Origin of the sequence: Chitinophaga sp. ARDCPP14 (assembly GCF_051362515.1) — a bacterium.
Classification (GTDB): domain Bacteria; phylum Bacteroidota; class Bacteroidia; order Chitinophagales; family Chitinophagaceae; genus Chitinophaga.
In genome coordinates, this window is sequence record NZ_JBKIXB010000010.1 from 51,888 (window position 1) to 67,449 (window position 15,562).

The 15,562-nt window shown below is 44.8% G+C and carries 14 protein-coding genes; 3 read left to right on the forward strand and 11 right to left on the reverse strand.

Annotated elements, in window-relative coordinates; all coding sequences use genetic code 11:
• Nucleotides 1-723 precede the first annotated feature (723 nt).
• Entirely contained in the window at nucleotides 724-1,845 is a 1,122-nt protein-coding gene (locus tag ACLHR0_RS24305) for a glycoside hydrolase family 43 protein (protein WP_436490116.1), read from the forward strand.
• 73 nt (nucleotides 1,846-1,918) lie between these two features.
• Complete coding sequence (locus ACLHR0_RS24310) at nucleotides 1,919-2,392, forward strand: DUF6265 family protein (RefSeq protein WP_436490118.1); 474 nt, start codon at nucleotides 1,919-1,921, stop codon at nucleotides 2,390-2,392.
• A 3-nt stretch (nucleotides 2,393-2,395) separates the two neighbouring features.
• On the opposite strand, the gene ACLHR0_RS24315 is transcribed toward ACLHR0_RS24310, so the two are convergent.
• A complete protein-coding gene (locus ACLHR0_RS24315; RefSeq protein ID WP_436490120.1) occupies nucleotides 2,396-3,259 on the reverse strand; it encodes a hypothetical protein in 864 nt (287 codons plus the stop codon).
• Nucleotides 3,260-3,431: 172 nt separating this feature from the next.
• On the opposite strand from ACLHR0_RS24315, the gene ACLHR0_RS24320 reads away from it, so the two are divergent.
• Complete coding sequence (locus tag ACLHR0_RS24320) at nucleotides 3,432-4,136, forward strand: hypothetical protein (protein ID WP_436490121.1); 705 nt, start codon at nucleotides 3,432-3,434, stop codon at nucleotides 4,134-4,136.
• A gap of 2 nt (nucleotides 4,137-4,138) precedes the next feature.
• Here ACLHR0_RS24320 and ACLHR0_RS24325 read toward each other — a convergent pair whose 3' ends face one another.
• From ACLHR0_RS24325 to ACLHR0_RS24370, 10 genes are all read right to left on the reverse strand, one after another.
• A complete protein-coding gene (locus tag ACLHR0_RS24325; RefSeq protein WP_436490123.1) occupies nucleotides 4,139-5,260 on the reverse strand; it encodes a multinuclear nonheme iron-dependent oxidase in 1,122 nt (373 codons plus the stop codon).
• Nucleotides 5,261-5,295: 35 nt separating this feature from the next.
• Nucleotides 5,296-5,454, reverse strand: a complete 159-nt coding sequence (locus tag ACLHR0_RS24330) for a chryseobasin-related MNIO class RiPP peptide (protein ID WP_370912502.1) — start codon at nucleotides 5,452-5,454, stop codon at nucleotides 5,296-5,298.
• A 185-nt stretch (nucleotides 5,455-5,639) separates the two neighbouring features.
• Nucleotides 5,640-7,946 carry a TonB-dependent siderophore receptor gene (locus ACLHR0_RS24335; protein ID WP_436490126.1) on the reverse strand — a complete coding sequence of 769 codons (2,307 nt, stop codon included), beginning with the start codon at nucleotides 7,944-7,946 and terminating at the stop codon, nucleotides 5,640-5,642.
• A 358-nt stretch (nucleotides 7,947-8,304) separates the two neighbouring features.
• Nucleotides 8,305-8,865: an RNA polymerase sigma factor gene (locus ACLHR0_RS24340; protein ID WP_436490127.1), complete on the reverse strand. Its 561-nt coding sequence runs from the start codon at nucleotides 8,863-8,865 to the stop codon at nucleotides 8,305-8,307.
• Nucleotides 8,866-9,242: 377 nt separating this feature from the next.
• Entirely contained in the window at nucleotides 9,243-9,593 is a 351-nt protein-coding gene (locus ACLHR0_RS24345; protein WP_429051304.1) for a DHCW motif cupin fold protein, read from the reverse strand.
• Nucleotides 9,594-9,604: 11 nt separating this feature from the next.
• Nucleotides 9,605-10,072 (reverse strand): hypothetical protein, encoded by a 468-nt coding sequence (locus tag ACLHR0_RS24350; protein WP_436490128.1) that lies wholly within the window; start codon nucleotides 10,070-10,072, stop codon nucleotides 9,605-9,607.
• Between the two features lie 119 nt (nucleotides 10,073-10,191).
• Complete coding sequence (locus ACLHR0_RS24355; RefSeq protein ID WP_436490130.1) at nucleotides 10,192-11,145, reverse strand: hypothetical protein; 954 nt, start codon at nucleotides 11,143-11,145, stop codon at nucleotides 10,192-10,194.
• Nucleotides 11,142-14,111: a hypothetical protein gene (locus ACLHR0_RS24360; RefSeq protein ID WP_436490132.1), complete on the reverse strand. Its 2,970-nt coding sequence runs from the start codon at nucleotides 14,109-14,111 to the stop codon at nucleotides 11,142-11,144. Before ACLHR0_RS24360 ends, ACLHR0_RS24355 begins: the two co-directional genes overlap by 4 nt.
• Nucleotides 14,112-14,122: 11 nt before the next feature.
• Nucleotides 14,123-14,605: a DUF4280 domain-containing protein gene (locus ACLHR0_RS24365; protein WP_429051315.1), complete on the reverse strand. Its 483-nt coding sequence runs from the start codon at nucleotides 14,603-14,605 to the stop codon at nucleotides 14,123-14,125.
• A gap of 6 nt (nucleotides 14,606-14,611) precedes the next feature.
• Complete coding sequence (locus tag ACLHR0_RS24370; RefSeq protein ID WP_436490133.1) at nucleotides 14,612-15,559, reverse strand: hypothetical protein; 948 nt, start codon at nucleotides 15,557-15,559, stop codon at nucleotides 14,612-14,614.
• Between the last annotated feature and the right edge of the window lie 3 nt (nucleotides 15,560-15,562).

Genomic DNA, 15,562 nt, shown 5'->3' on the forward strand with positions numbered 1-15,562 from the left:
AAATTTGGCCTTAAGTACACAAAAATAAATAGTTAAGGTCAAATTGACGAACCTAGGAGCAGCCAAATTGCATGACAATAAAATAAAATATTAATTGACATTCAATTCATTATCTCCTGTATTTCAGTTAATAATGAAATCCGTAGTTCCAACCCATCTCATTCCCCTACGAATTTTAAAAGGCTATCGGGCAGATTGGGGGTGTGGCAACTGTGGTTACCTTGCCCATGAAGATGAATCCTTTGAAAGAACATATTCAACTTGTAACACCAAAACTGAATCCAGATTAGAAGATGATGAAAAAATTTACTGGTGGTGTTCCCGTGAGGTACCATTAACTTCGGAGAAATGATGTAAATGTTCTTTTAACAGGTTAGATATTCTGCCCGTTCGGGCTACGAGGTCTTTCGTCAGTTGGTCGTGTGCATAAAATATTTCGCTTAATGTTTCATCCAACGCTTTTCCTGACAATGGTATCAACGGGGCTGAACATGAAACACAGGCAAAAAAAAGCTGCCTGCAAGAGTAATGGAACCCTTACTAAAAAAGAGGCTGTCAGTCTAAGACTGCCTCTTCTACTTACATCTGATTAATTTCAGCTAGTGACATTGAAATTATCATCGTACGCCACAACTCCCTCTGATATCCCCCCTGGAAATAACTGTACCTGGAAATACTCAGTAGGAGCATATGTCCATTCACCAAAAATTAATATATTGGAACATGAAAAAAATCATCCTGATTTCTTTTTTACTGATAGCGGCGATAGCACTGAACGCACAGCAACTGACCTACAAAAACCCCCTGGCTGTTGATTTGGGCGATCCTTATGTATTACATGTCGAGGGCGACAAATACTATATGTATGGGACCGGTGGCGCCAGGAACGGCTTCGCCGCCTATTCTTCCACCGATCTGGTTAATTGGAAAAACGAGGGCCAGGTGTATTTTCACGATAACAAAAATGGCTGGAGCGATCCAAAAGCCGCCTGGGAGGGCGCTTATTGGGCGCCGGAAGTATATGCTATAAATGGGAAATACTACATGTTTTATAGTGCCCAATGGAAAGACAATCCAACGAAGGAACTCGAAAACTTTCGCATTGGCGTTGCCGTGGCAGATAAACCAACCGGGCCATTTATCGATGTAAACAACAAACCTGTTTTTGACCCTGGCTATCCTGTCATCGATGCAAATGTGCTATTCGATCCAAGTGGAAAAGTATATCTCTATTATTCCCGTTGTTGCTACAAACATCCGGTACAGAGTGAAATAGCTGCCTGGGCAAAAAATAAAGGCTGGTTCAATGAGATCGAAGAAAGCTGGGTATATGGTGTAGAATTAAAACCAGATTTCAGTGGCGTTATCGGTGAACCGGTGCTGCTATTGCGCCCACCGGTGAGCATGAAAGATAAACAAGCCGAATGGGAAAGCCGCTCGGTTACATCCAAAGAAGTGAATCGCCGCTGGACAGAAGGTTCCTCCATCTTCAAAAAAGGAAATACCTACTACATGATGTATTCGGCGAATTACTTCGGCGGCAAAAATTATGCGGTGGGTTATGCTACTTCTAAAAGTCCTTTAGGGCCTTTTAAAAAGGCTGCTAACAACCCGGTGCTGCAAAAGAACGTTGAGCAAGGCGGTGTGGTAACAGGGACTGGCCACAATAGCATCACGTATTCACCGGATGGTAAAGAAATGTTTTGTGTATACCATGGCCGTACATTGGAAACGGGTGATAAGCGTGTCGTTTTTATCGACCGGATGAATATATTGCCTGGTGGAAAATTGGTGGTGCAGGGCCCAACAACAGCACCGCAGCCATTTCCCGGTGGAGCCAAGTAGCATTGATCTTCAGTAAATTTTTTTAGTTGTAACAAAAACAACTTGTTCACTAAGTCGCCTAAAATATAGCGTTATGGATCATCTTAAGAGAGTCTTTTTACTGGCAGGCATAGGAATGTTTTTCAGCATTCACGGGTTTTGCCAGCAACTAGCCGATGCCAGCTGGCTACTGGGAAAATGGGAACAAAAAACGAATAAAGGGACTATTTATGAAACCTGGAAAATCAGTAGTGATTCCAGCTACGCAGGGAAAAGCTACCTGTTGAAAGAAAAAGATACCGTTGTTTTAGAGACTGTTAGCCTGCTGGAAAAAGATGGCGCTTTGCTTTATATCCCAACGGTGACCAATCAGAATAATAATATGCCGGTATCTTTTAAAGTAACATTTTCTTCAGATAATAAATTAATTTTTGAGAATCCGGCGCATGATTTCCCGCAGAAAATAACCTATACACTTATTTCATCCGATTCCCTGATAGCTGAAATATCGGGGGTAATGAATAATAAACAACAGTTCCGGCAGTTTCCAATGAGAAGAGTACAATAACCCTTACCGGTAAGTCGCCCATCCCAGCCCTAAAAATCCCTTATGCTTTTCAATATGAAAAGTATCTCCTTCTTCAAACTGCGCGTATGCTGATTCCGATATATTTTTAGCCTGAAAAGGACCATTTACCTTCTGCATTAAAAAATAATACTGACGTTTAGCGAATGGCGTTTCTTTTTTAGCCAATATCATATATTCCGCATCCCCAAATTTCATCCTTTTATATTGCTGACCGCCACGATATTGACCATAGGTTTTCTGGTTTACTTCTACCCATTGGGCAGGGTTAGAAATACTGTCTACATGAATGAGATCAAAATAATATTGATCCGATCCTGCATCCCCATGATCATATGGAACGCTTGCATAATACTTGTTTGCCAAAAAATATTTCTCCACCGCAGGATTAGACGAATCAAACGCATAATTTAACGTGAGAAGGAAAGTCAGTATGTAAGAAAGTAATCCACCCCAAAAAATTCCTTTACTCATTACGGGAACAGGTTCCCGGCCAAATAAAAAACAATAAATGATGGCGGGCAGAAAAAGGCTGACGGAAAGCGATAAAAATTCTGACTGATATACGGATAAAACATGAAACAGTATAAAGCCATACAGACACGGCGTGATCAGGTCGAGCAGTAAATTATATATATTATCCGGCCTGGGTTTAATGAAATAGAAAAGCAGATGCCTTGCAACTGAAATAAGGAATAAAATTATAAGGAGATATCTGAACCTGAATGACAGGGGATCAGTGTATAGCAAATTAATACCCAATGCGAGTCTCACCATCGCAAGAAATATACCGCCAATTGAAGCCGCTCCGGTTGGATTAACAAACGCTTTATTTTTTCCGTTACTCATGTATAATACTATAATGGATTCCCTTTCGTAATACAATTTACCATTTTTGTGCAGCATTTGGTTACAAAGAAAGAGGAGCATGTTAACCATACCGGTTACATACAAAAAAGTATATAAAAAGAGTCGCTTCCGGAAAGGATATAGATTTGCCGGATAAAAAATAACGGCTTTTATGAACAAGCTACAAACTAAAAAAGAGTGGATAACAACTCCCATACTCCCCTGTTCTTCCATTGAGGAAACCCTGGCATTCTGGGAGGTACTTGGATACCGTACCACTTATAAACTGACGCGCCCTTACCAGTATGGGATCAGTGAGCGCGGTGGATATGAATTACATTTTGCCCGTGTTAAAGATATGAATACTGCTTACAGTGGTTGCCTGGTAACGGTTGCCGATGCAAGGGCAGTGTACCTGGAGTTTACCGGAAAACTGAAAGCATCGCTTGGAAAGGTGCCTCATACCGGCATTCCCAGAATTTCGAGAATGAAACCAGATGCCACACGCTTTACGTTAACAGATGTTTCCGGCAACTCCATCATCTTTGTTAGTTTTGGGGAGAAGGATGAAGAAGTGTGGCAGCGTGCAGACAACAAAAACCAAAGCATGCTGCAAAAATCTATTGCCGTTGCCGCCAGGTTCCGGGACTACAAAAATGATGATGTGGCGGCTGCGAAAACATTGGATGTCGCATTAGCCCGGCACGGGAATGAATCAAATACTGATATCGCGGAGGCATTGATACTTCGCATTGAACTGGCCGGAGCGCTGAATGAGCCCGAGCGTGCAGCAGCGTGCAGATTACAGCTGGAACTGATATCGCTTTCAAAAGAAGAGCTGAATGTTTTGAAGTTAAAACATTCAGTAGCGGTGTAGTGTCATTTCTTCCATTTTTGCGCAATCTGCATGGCGGTATCAATCATATAAGGTTCCCAGTGCTCAATTTGCCAGGCGGTATGTGCAAGCGAAGAACCCTTGAGCGATCGAATAGCCTCTTCGCAGGAGGTGGCTGATTCCAGTATATCAGAAAGTTCCAGCTGCTGATGGTGTAAAACTTCATCTTCCACAACCTCAGCTGTTACTATGGGGAATGATGGTAAAAAAGACTGGTAAGATGATATACCGGGCATGCTTTTCTTTTTTACAATATTTTCCATCTTTCCAAAATCATTGTAAAAAGTAGTTCTGCTTTCCGCGGTGGTAAGGGCATTTCCAAGTTGTTCCAGCACAACATATTTAAGATGGGGGCAACGCGCTATCGTGTTTTCCAGTAAATGAAATACTTCTGCCGGAACGGCATCATCATGTGTATCCCTCCTGATTCTCTTCACCGGGCTATTGGGAGCGTCCTCCCAGCTACCGCCGGAAATATGTATCTCCCTTACTTTATCTAACGGGTAGCGGGTAATAATTTCTTCGAACGGAATATTAAAATTGTGGATCTGGCAATAGAGGTTGTGCAGATCGAGGATGATAAAACCATTTACAGGTTCCAGGAGTTGTTCCAAAAAGGCGCCGTGACGTTTTACCTCGTCGAGCGAATAGGAAAAGGCCAGGTTCTCCAGTCCTACCGGGCATTCACATGCTTCGTAGATCCGCTTCAGTCTGTCTCTCCCAATGTCGAGTGTGGATTTCGTATAGGGAATATTCAGCGGAGCGCCGTGATGAAAGTCTTTCCCCGTCATGAAGCCAAAATGTTCCGTTACATGATCAAACCGGAATTCTTCCCTGACCCTTTTCAATTGTTTCAGCCAATCGGCTTGCTCCTGGCGCCACTTTCCTGAAAAAAGGGAAAAGAATACGCCATGACCAATCAGTCGTTGTTCATCGCTGTAGGCTGTCAGCAGTTCAAGGAACCAGGATGGGATCTCCTGCACTTTAAACAATGCGTCAAACGACCATTCAATGGCTTGCAGTCTTGATGCTTCCATTAGCGGAAGACATGCTGCCAGTATGTCGGCGTCCAGGTTGCAGGCGGCTGCTGATAGAATTTCCGGCACCTTTTGGAATTAAATGTGAATGATAAACGATGGGCTCAACCCATTCCGCAGGCAGGGCAACCATTTTCATATGGCTTTTTCACTTCTTCCTTCTTTTCCTTTGGTTTAACTGATTTATCCTTGTTACAGGAACTGGTTGTTTGAACGGTGATACCAATCAGGATGGCGCCGAGTAATGATTTTGGCAGTTTCATTTGATATTATTTAAGGGATGAAATGCTACAATATGCTTGTCAAAACAAGATTACCTGTTAAACGAAGGCGAATATGAAAAAGTTACAGGAAAACAGATCCTTAACATTGGGGAGCCGCTGTAATTATCATGAGCCTGAAGGAAGATGACAACTGCAGGAGAGGCCACTACTCCTGCAGTTGTTGCTTAAAACTTAATGGTGAGGTTAGCCGTTACGCGTGTTGGGTTTTGTGCTGCCAGCCGGTTCGACCAGTACTTTTCATTGGTAATGTTATCCACTTTTACCCCGATGCGGTAAACGGGTTTGTCGTAGAACAGGGAGCCATCCAGCACGGTGTAGGAAGGTATGGTAAAGGCGAAGGTGTTGGTGTTGGTTTGAAACGACTGGCTGCCATAGTTGCCGCCGAAAGCAAAGCCCAGTCCTTTGGCTGTGCCACGCACCAGGCGGTAGCTCACCCACAGGTTGGCTGTGGTGGCTGGTCCGGCTGAAGACGGCCGCAGTCCCTGGAATTTAGCATCCGCCTTATCCATTTTACTTTCGTTATAGGCATAGCCTGCAATGATATTTAATCCCGGAACGGGGTTAGCAATTACTTCGGCTTCAAAGCCTTTGCTGAGCTGGGTTCCATCCTGGAGAGAAAATCCGCTGTGAGCGGGATCATCATATACGGAATTGGTAACCGAAATATCGTAGTAGCTAAGCGTAGCATTTAATTTCTCATTAAAAAGATCTGCTTTAATACCACCCTCTATCTGGTTGGCCTGTTGCGGTTTAAACGTGTTGCCGCTGTAATCAGTACCCGACTGATTCTGGAATCCGTTCATATAGTTGGCAAACACGGAAACCCGGTCTTTAATGACCTGGTATACGACGCCGAATTTAGGTGATAAAGCTGTTTGGGTATAATTTCCTGTTGTAAGATCCTTACTGGGATAATAAGCACCGAGATTGTGGTAGTTATCCAGCCTCAGGCTTGCCATCACCAACAGCTGCTCCGTGATATTGATAACGTCTGAGAAATAGGCGCTGTAAGTGTTTTCGCGGTTACTGTCGAACGCCAGGAACTTTAATTTTGCGAACAATGGTGTTACATTATCCTTATTGAAATTATAGTAGGCATCACCGGGAGTTCTGTAATTGATGGCCGGCATATTCACGATGGTATCATTCCGCGAGGCGCGCAGGCTATAAAAATCCACCCCCACCACCAACCGGTTACGCATTTTACCGATATGGAAATCGCCGATAAAGTTTTGCTGGATATCTGTACCGTAGTATGGATAGGTTTGCGAGGTAACTGCCTGCCGCAGGGTGCTATCGCTTAAGATGTTCAGTTGGGTAGTGAATCCGTCGGAGCTGGAGCGGGTGCGGGAAAATACGGTTTGCGACGTCCAGCTTCCGGACAGTTTATATTTGATCTGGCCAAAAACGTTTAACTGCTGGCTGTTATAGCTCATGGTATTGTTGGCATAGGAGAGTTTATAGGGCATGCCCAGTTCCGCTACGCTATGCGCCTTTCCTTTTGTGTAAGGACTCACCCTCATGGGAGAAGTAGCTTTGTAACCGCTCATTTCCACGTCCAGCAAAATGGTGAGCCGGTCGTTTACTTTATAGGAAAAGCTGGGCGCGAGCAAATAGTTTTTGCTGAAGCCGGCATCCTGGAAGCTACGTTCGCTATGGATGGCGCCATTGAAGCGGAACAGCGCTGTTTTTTCCTCATTTACGGGAGTGTTGATATCCAGTGTGAGGCGGTTCAGGTCCCAGCTGCCACCGGAGTAAGCCACTTCTCCTTTGAAGCTGTCGAACGGCTTTTTGGTAACCCGGTTAAACAGCCCACCAAAAGAAGAAAGGGTGCTGCCAAATAATGTGGCGGAGGGGCCTTTGATCACTTCTATGCGTTCCAGGTTAGCGGGATCTACATTGGTATACACAAAACTGCCTACGCCGTTGCGTACCAGGTTGGCGGTGGTGAAGCCTCTTGATGTAGCGGAGCTTCTTCCCTGGTTGTAAACAATGGGAATGCCCGCCCCCGGAATATTTTTGAAGGCGCTATTATAATCTGTTACCAGTTGTTCTTTCATCAGCTCTTTTCCTACTACGCTGTATACCTGTGGGTTTTCGAGATTTTTTAGCGGCAGTTTGGATACATCTTCGCTTTCCTTTTTGGCAAAGCGGTTTCCCCCGGTGGCCACCACCACTTCTTCGAGGTTTTGGGAAGATGTTTTTAGTTCTATTTGCAGCAGTACGCTTTTGCCGTTTACTACAGCAACCGTTCTTCTGATGGTTTCAAATCCCACCATAGATACCTCCAGCTCGTAGTTGCCATCCGGAATATTTTTAAAGAGGAATTCGCCGCTCTGGTTGGTGATCATTCCTTTTGAAATGCCTTTCAGGATAACGGTTACGTTGGTTGCCGGGTGACCGTCTGATGTGGTGATAACGCCCTGAATGGTATTGTTGGCTCCTTCGTCCGGCACGCCAGCATATATCAAGGTAAATGGGAGTAGAAAAAGTGCTAGAAACAGGTATGCCCTTGTCATGTTGGTCTTATCGTTTACCATGCAAAGGTGCATTGAGAAAAGACCAAATTATCTACTGTATCGGGAAAACGATTTACGCAATCGGGAAATAATTATTTATGCACAGCGGCAACCGGTTGACTGGCGGGGTGCGTCAACGCAAAATACGCCACCAGCAAGGTTAGCCACGCTTATCATTCTTCAAAAGCCTTAGATCCCTGGCGGACCCAAAAGGTCCACCAGGATGACCATATAAAGCAAATCCCTGCCACTACCCATTGAAGGGCGGTGGGCAACAAGCGTCAAATTGTTTAAAGTAAGGTTTCCCGGATTACAGGTGGGCAGGTGTAAAATAACCGCGTAAAATCTTTACAGCAGTACCAATCTGGTTTTTCACCGTTTGAATGCTGGTGTTCATCTCTTCCGCTATTTCTTTATGGCTTTTCTGATCGTAGTGTCTTAAACGGAAAGCCGTAGAGGATTTAGGCGGTACTTTTTTCTTCAGTGCGATATTCACCTGGCAGTAAATTTCTTCGCTTTCCAACGGATCGTTTGGTACAAAAGCTTCATCCGGAATAACACAGGAAAATTTCCTTTCCCGCGTAATTTTGTTAAGACAGCGGTTCCGTATGCTCGCATACAGATAACTTTTCATAATACAGGAACTGTCCCGGTTCTGGTAATTAGCATCAATCTTCAGGAACAATTTCTTCTGCCAGAAGTCCAGAAAAAATTCCTGGAGAACATCTTTTGCTTTTTCTTCGTCCTTTAGCATATCTATAGCCAGCAGTAGCAGGATGCGGCTATATTTTTTGTACACACTTGTAAATGCTTCGGTACTACCATCTTTAAGCAGTTCCAGCAGGACGGCATCTTGGTTGTTATGTTGCATTCTCATTTCCTTTTTGAGAGACTGGTTTAGGAAAAATATTTCGACTTTTATTGACAATACAGGTGTTAGAAAATCAAGCTTTCTAATGGTTTACTACGGTGGTTAAAAGTGGTTTATTTTGCATTCCGTTTTTCTAAATCTGGAATAAAAGTAACGTTATAAAACATCCCGACTGGTTAATCCATTGTTAAGCACGAATGTTTTAGAAGTGGTAAGATTCAATGCCATGGCTGCTTGGCAAGGAAAAATTAACATTAATTAAAAATACAATGTAATTTCCGTGGGTGAGGCCTGAGGGAGGGCTTAACGGGCGTAGCAATAGCACCCGGAAGGACGGATTAACCGGCCCGGAAAGAAGAAGAGAAATAAGAGAGGAATTATACGGATAACTTCAGAAAATCACCGTCTATGATCAGGAGTTTAACACCAGTTGTTGAAACTGAACGGTGACTACTCAGATCATCTGTCACCACATAACTCATGCCTTCAGATAATTCAAAGTTTTCACCACTCTGCAACTCGCTTACAAAAGCACCTTGCAGGCAATGTACAATATGCCCTTTTCTGCACCAATGATCAGCCAGATAACCGGGAGAATACTCCACCATCCTTATCCGGAGCCCGGGGAACTGCAATGTTTGCCACCACGCGGTACCGTTTTCTCCTGGGTGGACTGTTTTCGGAATTAATGACCAATCGATAGCTTGAAAGGGAATATTGCTGCTCATGGTAAAATAACTTAACGTACACGGATATACGCTTCCAGGATTTCCTGGTTAACGTTGAGGCTATCAATCTTTTCTATACCACGCTGAATCAGCGTATCATGCTGTAGGCTAAGTGTGAAAGTGAAATGCATGTCTTCCCAGGCGCGGTAGCTGCAATACTGCAAGTGCTCCTCGTATTTGTCGCCCGTTAACTCATAAGTGCCTGCACCGGAATCGAAAACAGCAGTGCTGCTGTCGCTTCCTTTCGAAACATCATGCTTGAAAAACGCAAAATGACTGCCATTAAACATTTTGATCATCTCCTGACCTTTTACGGGATACGTATCAGTGGTATCTCCGTTCTTGATCATCTTACTGTATGCTAATTTCCACGTACCTATTAAAGATAACGCTGTAGCAGCTTCCGGCGCCTTTGCTTCCCCGCAGGAAACAATGGTCCATCCAATAATACCAATAATGGCGGGTAATCGCAGGTTCATAACGTTCAGATGTTTGAGTGAAAAGTTAATAAAAAGATGTTGATTTTAAAATATATGGTAAAATAAAAAGGGAACAACATAGTGATATGCTGTTCCCTTTCTTTCATAAATCTGTTACATCACCGGATTACCTGCAACTGGTCACTCCCTGCGGGCTTATGCAGTAACAGGTTATATATCTTATACTTATTGTCGGTAATGCCAGCCAGGGCCGATTCTCCCCTCAGTTCATCATCCGTGCGGATCAATCCCACTACCCTGCCGTCGCCAAAAAAGCGCAGTTCATAATGCTCCAATGGCAGCATCTCCAGGTGATAAGCCTTGATCTGGTCAAACCGGTTCCAGGTTTCTGCTGCATCAGCAGGCTTGTTCTGAAAATAAGCCTGTTCTGTTTCCAGTTCCCGGTTGTAGATCAGCTCCGCCACGGCATTCATGTTACCATCTGCCATCAGTTTGCGGTACTGGTTGTAAAAGGCCAGCACTTCTTTTGTGAGCTGCGTTTTATCTTCTTTCCGCAGATCCTGGCTCTGGCTCCATCCCTTCAGCTGGTAAGGGGTAGAAGCCTCAAAGGTGCCTTTAAATTCGAGGTAGGGTACATTATCCAGTTTTATCTCCGGCATTTTATAATAAAAGAGTTGTTTGTATTCTTTAGGCTTTTCTTTTTCTTCATCGCCATACAGCACCTTTACCTCCAGGCCGCAGTTCTTTGCCAGTAAAAACGGTTCCATTTTATCATCGTCATCTACTTTTGGGAATACCCTGATAGTAATGGTTTGCTTACCGCTTTTCAGGATATTGGGAGATATTGGCCATACAGCACCGCCCTGGTTCCCGCCGCCAAAGTCCGAATAGGCGGGCATATCGTTAACCAGTATTTCATAGGTACAATTGTAGCTGTTAAAATCCAGGATAAAACGCGGATTATAGTCGTATTTTTTTACCAGTTTATAACTGTTCAGATATTTTTCCTTTATGCCCTGATTCATGCTTTCTTTTTTTGCATTTGTTCCCTGCCCGCAGCTATGCAGGCCGATCAGTAAAATTAATGAGATGATGATTGCTGGTTTACTCATCCGTCCGATTCTTTTTTTGTTAAGTATATTTTTTTCAAAGAGATCTTTTTCTCATCGATACCGATTTCAAAAGACGCTTTGGGATTGGCTTCTACCAGTTTATTGTACTCGGCCGGTTTCTCCGGGGCGCCTTTCTTCTTCTTTACCTCTTTTGTTTTTTCCCCTACGTTCACCTTTGCCTCCACATACCCTTCAATTTTTATGCCTTCAAAAATCAAATCAAATCCTACAAATAATCCCGCGTCATCAGAACCAATCCTGGCCTGCAATCCCAGGCCGGAACTTCCTTCCAGTCCTATTCCCAGCGCCACTACTACTTTTACCTTGAATGCGGTGGCCGTTTTACTCAGATACAGTTTACATTCCAGCTTCACTGACACTGCTGCCCCTCCCTTTATCAGGTCTTCTTTCTTTTCTGATGCACCGGCTGTCCGGGTGAATACATTCCCTCCCACCGTGTTATGTTTAAAGGTGGCTTCCAGGTCTATTTTACCGGAGAGGGTTACACTGATATCCACTTTACTGTCGTCGTCTGCACATATGTACAGCAACGCGTCTACGGCCTTTAAGATGGCATAGGCAATGGGGTGCCGGCGGCAAAGCAGTTCCAGGAAATCCCACTTCAGGTCGATCCCTACCAACGGTTTGGCATCCAGCTTTACCAGCACGGTTTTGCCCGCGCCCCACAACTTGCTGTCGCCTTTTTGTGGCGGCATGGTTTCGTAGTACCACGAAGCGGCCAGCCCCAGCTTTGGAAACTGCAGCTCATAATCAAATGGCTTGCGCTGCATCCGCTGAATAAGCCCCTGGATATTTTTATCGGGGTTCCCTTTGTTTTTATTGATAAACTCGTCGGGGTCTTTCCCGTCGTCACCGGAAGTATCCGCTTTATTGGTATGGTTGCCATGAATAATATTCCTGAACTCCTTTACCAGGTTCCATCCGGCCTTCAGCACATTGTAATATTTGGCGATCATATCCTCAATAGGATCCACGCTCTCGGTATCATTATTCCATTCCACCTTGATGGAGAAATCAAATTCTTTCAGCAGCTCCACCAGCTCTGCAAACTTGCCTTTCGATTTCACCGGGGTTGGCGCCGCCTTTTTATCTTTTGGCAGTGCAAACATTTCACCCAATTCAGTACCTAACTCTTCATTGTGGCGGTCCAGCGTAGGTGTGGGCTTGCTCCAGCGGCCTTTCGCAGCCTCCCCGATCTTTTCCACGCCTTCCAGCCGGTTCATGGTAAACCGCTGCAAGGCATTCTTTATTCCTTTACCATTATTTGCTTCCGCGAATTTGGTTTTCAGCGCATCAAAATCGGCTTTGTCCATGTTAAACGCCAGGGCTGCTGTCCACTTTATATCGGGATACACCGCAAAGTCGATAACATGTTTCCAGCGACAGGTTTGTATAGTTACCGGGAAATGGTCGGCTTGTGCCGCAGGAATCCACAAATAGCCCAGGATCCGCTCAAAAAGCACATGATTGTTTTCATCAAAGAAATTATACTTGTACTGCGCATCAAATTCCAGTTCTTCATCCGATACCTTTATCACACCGGAAAAAGAAGCGTTGGTATCTCTTTTAAACTTATAGTTATTGGCCTTTATTTCAAATTTCCCCTTTGCGGCACTCTCTTTTTCTTTCTCCCGTTTCACACCGGCCTTCACGTCTTCTTTCTTATATCCTTTGGCGCCAAAGCTGCTCAGGTCTATTACATGGTCCTTATGCTTCGGTGACGCTGTACATTCATCTTCATGCGTCACCAGGCTTTGCACGCTGAGCTTGATGGTTTTCTTCGCGGTATCACTTCCTGCCACGATGTTATAGGTAAGATTTTCCGGGGGCTGAAAGTCCAGTACGTTTTCATCAAAGATGGTTTGTGTGCCGTCTTTGTCTTCCACGGTGATCATGCCATACTTACAAGGCTGGAACTTGCGCGTATTGGTAGGAATATCTCCTGCCAGCACCGGCTTATTACCGCCATACATCAGGGGAGATTCTTTTACTTTGGGATCTTCCTTTACATTAAGGAAGCACTTCGACAATGTTTTAGAGAGCTTGCCATCGCGTGTTTTTACGATGGGATATATTTCCAGTACTTCGCCTGCACCGGGCTTCCAGAGGTCATCGAGGAAAACGTCTACCACTATTTTTTGCACAAAGTTCTGGTAGGTGATGGAGCCGGTGGCCACCTTCATATCTTTCCCCGACTTATCTTTTATTACAAAATCACTTGTCTGCAGCGTCTCCCCACGGCTGGTTTCATCCGACAGCATGGGCATTATTTTTACCTGCCGGGTGAAATATTTGATGGCATCATCGGGTGTTTCTTTCCCCGGCTCCTTCTGTGCTTCTCCTGCAACCCGCTCCCAGGGTGGCAGATCATCATCCGCTGTAGCAGTATCATTGTCCATCAGAAAAATCCGTAGTTCCTGCCCGTACAAGGCGCGGGTATAAATATGCAGCTGTACACTTTCCCTGAATTTCTTAGTACCAGCGGTGATAATTTTACCGTCATTATTGGGTGTAAACTCCCGCCACTCGGCCGACATAATCGCCGGCTTTCCGCGCGCAGCAATAAAGTAGCCATGTGCCGCTGAATTGGTAGGTTCATGCCCGTCGAGGAAAGGCTCCAGCCAACCAAGTCCGCCACCTTCCACTATCTTCGGGAAATTGGGATGCACCACCGGCCCGTTCAGTGCTTCGTTCACATCCGTTTTCTTAAATGTAAGTGTGCGCAACATCGACCAGATCCAGCGGTAAGGGGTTTTATCACCTTCCGGCATTTTCATGGGAACGCTGATCTTGGCAGGCACCGGCAGTTTTTCCACCATCGTGGTAATGCGTTTCATTTCTGCCCGCACTGTTCCGGCCTCGTTTAATACGGCGGTGGAAGTTTTTACATCTACCGATCCTTTCGCTGCCGGGATGGTGACTACCAGCTTTTTATTATCAGACATGGCAACTATTTTTAAAACGGTTGTCCCTGTGGAAACCGGATCAGAAATAAATCTTCTTCTACTTTCTGTACATCCATCATGGGATTCAGGTGTGTTTGTACTTCCTTGTCAGCTTTCTCCGCATCCTTTTTTGTCATATCGGCTGTTTGCCCGTGAAAGGTGATAGCGATACAATCTTTTCCACCGGTGGCGCAGGTCGCCTTACTATCTTCCAGCAAAATATAAGCATCTCCCGGTAATACCACTTTATCATAAAAACCGCTCCAGGCCGTAACTGACGGCGTACAGGGAGTATTATTCTTTTTACTGCAACTACCAAAGGTATTGGCTTCAAAAGGCTGACCAATATCTTTGGTATTCCCCAACGGTTTCTCTGCACCGTCTTTGTCGTTGATATAATGCACCTGCTGACTCTTCACTTTCAATTTATCCGGGGCGGTACCAAACTGGCACTTACAAACGGCGCCCTGGCAAACCAGATGTTTTTCGCTCATATCTTTTTAATTTTCCCTGCGGTTGAAAAAGAAGGAAAAAAGGCTTTTCTTCTTCCCGGACAACTCCTTCTCCGGCAACAGCACTGACATTGCCGGAGCCTGCGTTTTATCCTTTTCCCGCAAATGATAGATCGTAAATGTTACTTTTTTATCCTGGTCAGGTGTGTGCTGCAAACTGCATTCTCCTGTGATGGCATTGATCGAATAATCGGTCTGGTATAATTTATAAGTGATATCCACCTGCCCTTTTGCAGGTGTGTGAATACCATGTAACTGCCGGGACAAGGGAATTTCTTTTTCCGCGGAAATGTCTTCCGCACTACGCGGGTCACTGCAACTACCTTTCTGCTGAAGCACCAAACTACCGCTGGCGGTATTGTGCTGTATGGGTTGCTGTGTAACGTTATACAGCACGGGCGCAGTATAAGGCATTACCGGCAATGCTGCAGTGAGCTGGCGTTTCATGATATCGCTGCCGGGCTGATACAGGTCGGCAAAATAAAGGGCCATAAACCAATCGCGACACAGCGACTGGTAAATATGTGGTTCGCTGCTTACTGCCAGGTCCATATATGCTATTATTTCGTCTGTAATATCGCCGGTATAATACTGTTGAATGTCCGGTTTGGCGGCAGCCCAGGCAGCAGCAATCTGTAACTGGTTGGCGATGCCGGTAAATTGCCCGGCTTCGTTCACCTTTATCTGCAATGGATACAATACTTTCCCACATTGCTCTGCAAGCTTATCAATCATTTTTTCCGGCGCCTGGTCATTCATGTACACCTGTCCTTTATTGATTTCAAACAGGAACATATTACCGGGTAATCTTTTGGAGCAGCTCACCGTTATCTCATAACTGATCGCCTGTTCCCTGCCGGCCGATTGAATAATATAGGTTACGCCGTAAGTTCTGCTGAGATGTACCGGGTTAAACCGGAAAGAACGATTACTCATAGG